The sequence below is a fragment of the Streptomyces sp. Root1310 genome (assembly GCF_001426425.1).
GTDB lineage: Bacteria > Actinomycetota > Actinomycetes > Streptomycetales > Streptomycetaceae > Streptomyces.
Genome location: NZ_LMEQ01000019.1, coordinates 1 through 6,423, shown reverse-complemented (window position 1 = coordinate 6,423; position 6,423 = coordinate 1). Strand labels below are relative to the sequence as shown.

The 6,423-nt window shown below is 71.0% G+C and carries 4 protein-coding genes and 2 pseudogenes; 2 read left to right on the top strand and 4 right to left on the bottom strand.

All coding sequences use genetic code 11. The features are described 5' to 3' along the window. Positions 1-875 precede the first annotated feature (875 nt). Positions 876-1,817 (bottom strand): NAD(P)H-binding protein, encoded by a 942-nt coding sequence (locus tag ASD48_RS24070; RefSeq protein ID WP_079073956.1) that lies wholly within the window; start codon positions 1,815-1,817, stop codon positions 876-878. Positions 1,818-2,095: 278 nt separating this feature from the next. Here ASD48_RS24070 and ASD48_RS24065 point away from each other — a divergent pair, with 278 nt between their 5' ends. Then, entirely contained in the window at positions 2,096-2,791 is a 696-nt protein-coding gene (locus ASD48_RS24065; protein ID WP_057603786.1) for a ScbR family autoregulator-binding transcription factor, read from the top strand. A gap of 235 nt (positions 2,792-3,026) precedes the next feature. Here ASD48_RS24065 and ASD48_RS24060 read toward each other — a convergent pair whose 3' ends face one another. The 3 genes and pseudogenes from ASD48_RS24060 to ASD48_RS24045 all read right to left on the bottom strand — a co-directional run. Continuing rightward, entirely contained in the window at positions 3,027-3,356 is a 330-nt protein-coding gene (locus ASD48_RS24060) for a hypothetical protein (RefSeq protein WP_157880685.1), read from the bottom strand. A gap of 541 nt (positions 3,357-3,897) precedes the next feature. Further along, on the bottom strand, positions 3,898-4,749 hold the full coding sequence (locus tag ASD48_RS41355) for a CAP domain-containing protein (protein ID WP_063887493.1): 852 nt from the start codon (positions 4,747-4,749) through the stop codon (positions 3,898-3,900). Positions 4,750-5,352: 603 nt separating this feature from the next. Then, positions 5,353-5,769: pseudogene (locus tag ASD48_RS24045) on the bottom strand (transposase family protein); the annotation flags it as partial. 537 nt (positions 5,770-6,306) lie between these two features. Here ASD48_RS24045 and ASD48_RS45485 point away from each other — a divergent pair. Then, positions 6,307-6,423, top strand: a pseudogene (locus ASD48_RS45485) (TetR/AcrR family transcriptional regulator); the annotation flags it as partial.

The window sequence follows — 6,423 nt, the reverse complement described above, 5'->3', positions numbered from 1 at the left end:
GAGGCAGGGGCCGCGAGGCAGGGGCCGCGAGGCAGGGGCCGCGAGGCAGGGGCCGCGAGGCAGGGGCCGCGAGGCAKGGGCGGCAGCCGCCCGCAGGGCGTGGGCCCCAGCGCCCCGCGGGCGCCCGGCCACAGGGATGAGCCTTCAGGGCAGGGGCCGCAGGTCGGCGCGACGCGCCCACCGCCCTGACACCACGCCAGGACATCCCCCGCCCGCCGGGCACGGACCCCGGAGCACGGGCACCGGCCACAGCCACCGCCACAGTCACCGCCACCGCCACCGCCACCGCCACCGCCACCGCCACCGCCACCGAGCATGAGCCTCAGAGCACGGGACCCAGACTGCAGGGCAGGGGCCGCAGATCAGCGCGGCGCGGCACGACCTGACGCCACGCCAGGGCCTCCCCTGCGCGGCCCCGGCCGCCGGGCGCAGCCGGGCGGGCGCCCTGTGGTGGCCTGTACTCCCTGTGGTGACCCGCCGCCCCCGGGGCCGCCCCCGGCCCTGCCGGTGACCGCCCCGAAGGGAACGGCCGCGCCCGGCTCCACCGTGACGGCGGCGCCGCTCACGGCACGAGACCCCGGCCGCAGCGCCCGGGGCCCCGGGCCCCGGGCCCCGGGCCCTTGCCGGACTCCCCCACCCCTCGGCCCGCTGCACACCGCCTCCCCCGCACACGCGCGCAGCAGGCACCGGCAGCCCCGCCCTGCCGTGACCCGCTCCCGCTGCCGCTGCCGCTGCCGCTGCCGGCTGCGGGCTGCGGGCTGCGGGCTGCGGGCTGCGACGGGTCCTTGCCGCGTACCGGACCGCCCGGCACGCGGCACGGGACCCCCGGCATCCCGGGGAACGGACACGCGCCGGGCGCGCCGGGCGCGCCGGTCCTACAGAGCCGCGTCCGCCCCGCCCCCCGGCCCCCGCGGCACCTCCCCCCGCGCCCGCGGCACCGCCTGCGATCCCTGCGGCACGGCCGCGGCGGCGACCGGGCCGAAGGAGGCGACATGCGCCGCCGCCCACTGCCGGAACGTACGCGCCGGACGGCCCGTCAGCCTGCTGACAGTGTCCTGCACCCCGGCCTTCGCACCCGCCTTCAACCGCTGCGCACTGTCCAGCAGCGCCTCGACCACCTCCGGCGCGAAACGCCCCGCCAGAGCAGCCCGCGCCCGACCCGGACTCAGCTCCTCGAACCGCAGCGCCACACCGAGCAGCGCACCCAGCTGCCGCGTCTGCTCGGCGGCACTGAGCGCCTGCGGCCCCGTCAGCGTGTAGGCACACCCCGCATGCCCCTCCTCGGTCAGCACCCGCACCGCCACCCGCGCCACATCCGCAGGATCCACACAGGCATGAGCCGCCTCCCCGTACAAAGCACGCACCACACCCTCACGCCGCACCGAATCCGCCCAGGACAGCGCGTTCGACATGAACGCCCGCGGACGCAGCAGAGTCCACTCCATACCCGAAACCCGCAACAGCTCCTCACTCTCCCGCTGCCACCGGGTGATCAGATCACCCGCCCCGCCGTCCAGGACAGCCGCCGCCGAAAGCTTCACCACCCGCCGCACCCCCGCCGCCCGCGCCGCAGCCACGAACACCGCATCATCACCCCCGCCGACCCGCGCCGTCACCAGGAACGCCGTACGCACCCCCCGCAGCACCGGCACCAGCGAACCCCGATCCCCGTAATCCCCGGCCACCACCTCCACCCCCGCCGCCACCCCCGTGACCCTCCCCGGATCCCTCGCCATCACCCGCACCCCCGCCCCCGCCGGAAGCAGCCCCGCCACCTCCCGCCCGACCGTCCCCGTCACCCCCGTCACCAAAATCACCGCACACCCCTCCCCACCCACCCACACCCACACCCACACCCACACCCACACCCGCACCCGCACCCACACCCGCACCACCCCACAACCCGCACACCCCGCCCCCCGCACGACCCGCTCACCACAGTCCCCCTCCCCCTTCCCGGCCCGATCGACCACCAGCAACTCATTGAACGTCGTACAGCCACAAGGGGTGCGTGAACCCCAACCACCTGTAAGATACAAACTGGGCGGTTTTTTTAATGGGTCTCCGGGCTCATCGAAACAGAAGGAGACCGAACATGGTGAAACAGGACAGGGCGATCCGGACCCGGCAGACCATCCTCTCCGCAGCAGCCAAAGTCTTCGAAGAACACGGCTACCAGGCCGCGACCATCAGCGAGATCCTCACCACCGCCGGAGTCACCAAAGGCGCCCTGTACTTCCACTTCCCCTCCAAAGAACACCTCGCCGAAGGCGTCCTGCACGAACAGGACCAACTCCTGCCCATCCCCGACCGCACCTGCAAAATCCAGCAGTTCGTCGACACCGTCATGCTCCACGCCCACCGCCTGCAGACCGACGCCATGGTCCGCGCCGGCGTCCGCCTCTCCCTCGACCAGCAAGCCCTCGGCCTCGACCGCAGCGGACCCTTCCTGCGCTGGTCCCAGATCTCCCGCGACCTCCTCGAAAAAGCCCAGGCCCAAGGCGAACTCCTCCCCCACGTCAACACCGTCGAGACCGCCGACGTCATGGTCGGCTCCTTCGCCGGCGTCCARGCCATGTCCCAAGCCGTATGCGACCACCAAGACCTCCCCCAACGCGTCAACGCCCTCCTACGCCACGTCCTGCCCAGCGTCGTCATGCCCTCCGTCCTCGCCTCCGTCGACCTCACCCGCACCCGCGGCGCCGCCGTCGACACCGAACTACGCACAACCCACCACACCACCACCCACACCAGCGTCACCCAACCCACCCAACCCACCCCCATCCACTAACCCCACCACCACCCACTAACCCCACCACCCGGCACACCCCGGCCAGCACCCACACCCCCCACACACCCCGCCACTCCCCCACCCCCACCGGCGCACCGAAATACTCAGGAGCCGGACGTCGCTGCGGCCTCTCCCCAGCTGCGGCGGGACGCGCGGCCTCGCGGGCGCGCCAGGCTCAACACGCGCCGACGCCCACGAACGGGCGCGTAGGTGATCAATGAGGCAAGACTCAGCATCACCAGTGGATGTCCCCGCTGCTGTTGACCTTGGGGGCGGTCACCGCACCGGCCCAGGAGGATTGGTCGTGGTGCTTCATGGCTTCCGCCACCTCGTGGAGCCATGAGCCCAAGCTGGGCCACCCCAGAAAATGCGCCTGGTCATCGTGAACGGCGTCACCAAGATGGTTCTGCCACACCCCTTCCCCGGCATCGATGAAGTGGTCGTCTCCGTCACTTCCCGAGATGGGGACCCACTTCATTCCCCACCAGGGAGTTTCCGCCTGGTCCGGGTCGTCCGATTCCCATATCTCCATCCGCATCTCGCGGACCTCGATGATCTCCGTCACCGAGTACAGCCGCCGGCAGGGAAGGACACCCAGCAGGGACGTGTCTCCGTCGTGGCACCGCAAGCGATTCACGGAGATCTGCCGGAAGAGGGAACCCCAGGCGTGACTCGGCTTCTTGAATGGACTGCCACGAAGCCGGGGGCCTGAGTCCTGCCAGAGCCTTCGGCGCGTATCGGGACAACCATGCGTCGATGCGGCACCAGGACGTCGCGACCGGGGGCACGACAGGGTCTACGCCTCGTCGGGGAGGTTGCATCATCATGCAGAAAATCATCCGCCGGGGCTCATGCGGTCAGCCACGTCGGCCCCTGGCAAACCACCAAAGGGGAGACCCTAGGCGCGGCCGCCGGGCCAACGGCACCCAGGCGTCGGCACGCAGCTGCGCGAGCAGCTGGGTGGCCAGGGCTGGCAGGGCAGGCGGGGCGGGGCTTGTTCGGGCTGCGTGCTCATCGGCACCTGCCGGCAGGTCGCGCCCACGCCGGCCGTGGCCGCGGCCGGCGCGATGGCCGGCAGGCCATGACGGGCGTGGGCACCGCGAGCGTCAGCGGACCGTGCCGAAGTCCTGCGTCCAGTAGTTGCCGGGCTGCGCCACCCCCACACCGATCTCCTTGAAGCCGCAGTCCAGGATGTTGCGCTTGTGACCGGCGCTGGCCATCCAGCCCGCCATGACCTGCTCGGGCGTGGAGTACCCGTACGCGACGTTCTCGCCGTAGGTGCTCCAGAGGTAGCCCGCGCGCGTGATCCGCTGCCCCGGGTCGGACCCGTCGGAACCGGTGTGTGACATGGTGCTGTGGCTCGCCATGTCCGCGCTGTGGGCCTGGGCGGCCTGCGAGAGCTTCTCGTTCAGGGTGACCGGGGAGCAACCGACCTTTGCGCGCTCGCTGTTGACCAGGGCGACCACGCGGGTGACGGCGGGAGTCGCCGTGCCGACGGCGGGAGCCGTGGTGGCGGGCGGCTTCGGTGCGGCGGTGGTCGTCGAGGGGCGCGCGGCGGTCGGTTTCGGTGCCGCGGTGGTCCTCGTCGGGGCGGGCGGGGTGGTCGTCTTCGAGAGGGGCGTCTTGGGCTTCCTCGAGGCGGGCGCCGCAGTCCCGGGAGAGGTCCTCGGCGGGGCCGAGGGCGAAGCCGTCGCCGTGGACTTCGCGGTCCGGATGTCCCGCCCCCCGTGCCAGTCCCAGGACGTCTTCCCCCCGTCCGTCCGGTGTCCGTTCCAGGACGCCTTCCTCCCCTCCGTCCATGGACCGCCGGCCGTGGACGTGATGGCCTCGGCTCCTCCGTCGCCCATGCACGCCATGGCGGCTGACGGCACCGCCACCGCCACCGCGCTCATCGCCAGGACGGCGACGGCTATGGGCCGGCGGCGCGTCTTCCTGCGGTGCTTCGGGTGCTTCCTCATGCGGACCTCGTTCGGTCGACTCTCCTTGCGCCTCCGGCGTGCTCGGTTTCGCACAGACACTGCGCTTGACCTGCGGGGACGCCTTGCGGGGCCGTCATTGTTAAAAGCCGCGTGAGGGCACGGCAACGGGGGGCTTCCACTACCTCGCCTAGTAGGCGAGGGCGCCCTTGAATCCGGCCCGAGATTGTGCCGGGCCGCCGCGCCGGACGCCGACGGTGCCTCACACTCCGTCAGAAGGACGGCAGAGGCGGTCCGGCGGCTCGAGGCCGGCGACCCGGGCCGGTGACCCCGGCCGAGTGCCGCGTATGCCTGATTCCATATGCCAGATCCGCCTATAACGGCCACCCGCCACGTACTATCGCGGCACGTTGAAGGGGACCGGGCATGTGAGGGATGTCACCGACCTTCACCACAACCCCTCGGTCCCCGGCGTGCGGGGCCATGCGGTCAGGCATCGGGGACCCTGCACAGGAGCGCGTCGAGGCCGTGAAGGGGGCCACGGCCTACTCGTCGCCGACATCGGCCGGGGTGAAGATCCCAGACCATTCGACCCGGGACGTCTCCGACTCGCGGGGCACCTCGTGGACACCGAGCCAGTCCAATGTCGGCGTCGATGACGACCCGGTGGTTCGTGGAGTACCTGTAGTTCTTCGACTGTGCGGCGATGGCGTGGTCGCGGGTGGGCACCAGGGTGCCGTCCACGATGAGTACGGCGTCCTTGACGAACCGCTTGCGGGGCCGGAGCGCGAACATCGGCCCGAGGTGGTCGATGATCCGGTGGGCTGCAGACTTCGAGACTACGAACAGCGGCGCGATCTGCCGCATCGTCAAGTTCGTCCGCCAGTAAGCCGCGACCAGCAGCGCTCGGTCCTCCTGCGGAAGGCTCCACGGTCGGCCCATGCATACACCGTCCGCACCCTCGCGCCGCAGCACGGTCACCAGCTTGCCGAACTGGCGCGGGCTCAGCCCGGTGAACGGGGCTATCCAGGAAGGCTCCGACGCCGCAATCACACCAGCCATACCAAGATCGTCCCATTGGATGATCAGCGGCTTGGGCCAGTCCTAGCCGCCGCTCAGCGACGATCCCCATGCGGGATCGTGGTGCGGTCCTCTCGTCAGGTGGGTGAGCAGATGCTCCGCGGTACTGAAGACGGTGTCTTGCGGTGCTCCAGCCGAAATCAGGGCGGCGCTGAGCCTTGTCGGCGCCGACTCTGGCACGTCCGAGTCGGTAAGGAGGGGAAGGACCAAGCAGGAGGCGGGCGGCCGCGTCGTCGACACCCCGGCCGCAGGGGACGGGCTGTCGGCGAGTCGGACCAGTTCATCCCACGTCAACCCGGCCCCCGAGAGGTCTCCTTCCCAGCTCGCGATCTGCTGGGCGGGGCGCCGGCCTGGATGAGTGAGGAGGTAGTCGATGCCGTAGTCGCCGAGGTAGATCACCACAGCTCCGGGACCGTCTTCAGCCGGTACCCGGAACACCGGCCAGCGCTCGGGATCGAAGAGGACATCGGACCGGTGGCTCCGGTCACGATGATCATGAGGATCTCCCAGCAATGGTTCCAGCCACCGGCCATCTACTGCCACTTCGGCGACAAGGAAGGACTGCTGCAGGCAGTCGCCGAGCACGGCTACGCGCAGTTCCTGGAGAGCAAGCACGCGCAGCTCGACCTCACGCCC

Coding starts and splice junctions, on each gene's coding strand:
- ASD48_RS41355 (WP_063887493.1), bottom strand. CDS start 4,749: ATGAGGAAGCACCCGAAGCACCGCAGGAAGACGCGCCGCCGGCCCATA.